Annotated in this window: 4 protein-coding genes; all 4 read left to right on the plus strand. The window is 34.4% G+C overall.

The features are described from left to right. Positions 1 to 347 precede the first annotated feature (347 nt). The 4 genes from C7H79_RS16820 (at position 348) to C7H79_RS16835 (ending at position 2515) form a co-directional block, all read left to right on the plus strand. Positions 348 to 749, plus strand: a complete 402-nt coding sequence (locus tag C7H79_RS16820; protein WP_106708381.1) for a PRC-barrel domain-containing protein — start codon at positions 348 to 350, stop codon at positions 747 to 749. Positions 750 to 1259: 510 nt separating this feature from the next. Continuing rightward, positions 1260 to 1640, plus strand: coding sequence for a hypothetical protein (locus tag C7H79_RS16825; RefSeq protein WP_106708382.1), 381 nt, complete (start codon positions 1260 to 1262; stop codon positions 1638 to 1640). 330 nt (positions 1641 to 1970) lie between these two features. Continuing rightward, on the plus strand, positions 1971 to 2189 hold the full coding sequence (locus tag C7H79_RS16830) for a hypothetical protein (RefSeq protein ID WP_106708383.1): 219 nt from the start codon (positions 1971 to 1973) through the stop codon (positions 2187 to 2189). 137 nt (positions 2190 to 2326) lie between these two features. Further along, positions 2327 to 2515: a hypothetical protein gene (locus C7H79_RS16835; RefSeq protein ID WP_106708384.1), complete on the plus strand. Its 189-nt coding sequence runs from the start codon at positions 2327 to 2329 to the stop codon at positions 2513 to 2515. Positions 2516 to 2739 lie beyond the last annotated feature (224 nt).

Consider the following 2739-nt stretch of genomic DNA (forward strand, 5'->3'; position numbering starts at 1 on the left):
CATTCCTCCCCAGGCAGTAATCTCTTTTTCAGTAAATCGAAGCTTAAATTCCATCAAAACCTCCCGGAAGAAAATATGCATCTGGAAAACAGCTTTAATTTACCAAAATATGCTTATTTATAACAGCTTATTCTAATGGCTTCCATTAGAAATCAAACCTAATGGGAAATCTGGGTTGAAGCTAAAAATAGATCTTGCTGCAGAAATTCCGAGTGAATCATTAAATTTTCTATTCTCATCTCCCGCAAAGGATTTCATCAATTCCATTTGCTTATGTAGGATCTCGTACAGATAACTTTTCTCACGATGTCTATAATTTTCCTTCTTTCTACAAAACGGAGATAATTATGAGCTATATCGATAAAGATGAGTATGGTATGTATAAAGATAACGATTCGGAAGGGCCAGGCCCACGATTGATGGGAGCTAATACCTTACTCGGAAATGATGTTTATAACCTACAGGGCGAAGACTTGGGTGATATTGAAGAGATTATGCTGGACATGAATACAGGTGAAGTAAGTTATGCGGTTCTCTCGTTCGGAGGATTCCTGGGAATGGGAGATAAACTTTTTGCTGTGCCATGGAGTTCATTAAAATTAGATACAGCCAATAAACGCTTTACACTTGACGCTAATAAAGAAAAGCTAGAAGCCGCTCCAGGGTTTGATAAAGATCACTGGCCCAATATGGCTGATTCTTCTTGGCAACTTACAGTAGACTCATTTTATGATTCGGATAAGAGATAAAAAATAATCTTATTACTCGACAGAATATTATTTGAATATTTGCAGCCCGCTTCAGCGGGTTTTTTTTAATGGGTGAGAGTGAACACCGATCTCTTCGACAACATTAAACGAGAATAAAGATTTTAATTGGCGAATATCGAATTATGTACTTTAATATTTCGAGTTTTATTGCTCAAATCAATCCAGAACCACCTGATTCTCAAGTTCCCCCCCGATCCCGAGATTACTCCCTCTCGACCGAAAGCATATTGAAATAGATTTTTTGTGACTGATCGCACAGACAATGTCCTCCATATTTCACAATCTATACAGTAGGATTAAAAATGAATAAATTTATTTGCTAATTCCTATTACGAGAAAAAAGATCAAGATAAGAATAAACCCCTCCTCATAAAAATAACTTCTCATGGGTATTTTTTCGGGAAATTAATATTTTATGGTTGCCCCAAAAATTCACATTTATAAATATTAAATAACAACTTATATTTATATTTCCTTAGAGACTTCATTATGAATAATCAAAACAAATTATCGTGGTTCATCCTAATTTTTTGTGTTTTTACTTTTTCAAGTACTGATGTATTGTCAGGGTCCAATTATAATCGTCATGAAACTCACGAGCCCCAAAATGTCCAAAAGTTAGAATCTGGCAGAATTAATCAATTAAAAGAAGACGCAGACTTAAGAGGTAGAACCGAAGAAAATAAAGGAAACTTTAACAAGAATGTTCCAAGGGGAGCTGGAGTAGTGCAACCTCCAGCAAAAATTGCTGAGCCTTCCTTACAAAGTCCTAATTCGGCTTCTGCTATTAATCAACAAAATTACGATAAAAATGATGCTGGAGTTGAAATTCAAGAAGACATTGATCCTAAAATCAATTCTACAGAATAAAATAATAACGACAAACTAGTTCAACACCATTTAAGTTAATATCTGTAGGGCCAGATTTCGCTCCATGCTACGAATAATTAAAATTATATCCTTCTAGGTGATAGCCTGCAGATTTGTGGGGCGTTATTCATTCTTTTCTAGAGACTTGGAACCATCCAGGCTTTCGAAAATAGAATTACTAAGTTATAAATTTTTAGAAAAATATCCGTCTTATCTTATCTTAACCGTCTGGTAGCGGATATTTGTTCGCTATAAATGTTAGGTAACGTACTGACCAATAGGGTAAATTTATAAATAATATCCAGTAACAACATTTTAAGATAAATATTTATGACAAAGCTCATTGATTTGATTCAAATGAAAAAATATGAATTCCAAAATATACGATTTTCCGACAGTAATGATGATGAATTACAAAAGCATCCTGACGACGAGGAACTGCCAGTAGATATTTCAGATATTAATTTAACGCCAGATAAAACACATCATAAAAGGGATGTTCTTGAAAAACCAGATTTTAACAAAACCAAGACTGAACACACTTCTTAAAAAGAATTATTCTGAGGAATAAGTAAAATATTGCCTTCCTCCAGATTTTTTATAGTAGAGACAGAAATATTTTATGCTACATCTAAATTTATTGGGAATGTATTTCTAGGACTGAACAATTTCATAAGACTGTACATATGTTTATAGCAAAGATTATTGACAAGTCTTGTGGGCAGATAAAAGCTCAGTTTTCAATTAGCTTAACTGATGATGCGTTAAGTAAAGAAAAGGTCATTTTAGAAGCTTGGAATAAGGTGAAAGCTAATGGTGTGGTAAAGGATGATACGCAAGAAAATTATAAGATTGAATTTGCAGAAGAAATTTAAAAATGCATAAATATTTTTCTGCCATCGTTAGCCCAATGTCTACTTGATAAAATAAGTCCATACGCTAAATTCGAGGCACTTATTAAAGTTTTTCTGAACTGCAGCAATATAATAAAGATTCGAGCAAGTTAAACTACTTCCGGCAGAGCCGGAGACTTATCGCTGGAGCACCTCAAAGGGGCTGTTTGCGAGCCGCTGAAGCGGCACCTATATACCCAGTTTCA

The organism is Nitrosomonas supralitoralis, from assembly GCF_003011925.2.
Taxonomy (GTDB): domain Bacteria; phylum Pseudomonadota; class Gammaproteobacteria; order Burkholderiales; family Nitrosomonadaceae; genus Nitrosomonas; species Nitrosomonas supralitoralis.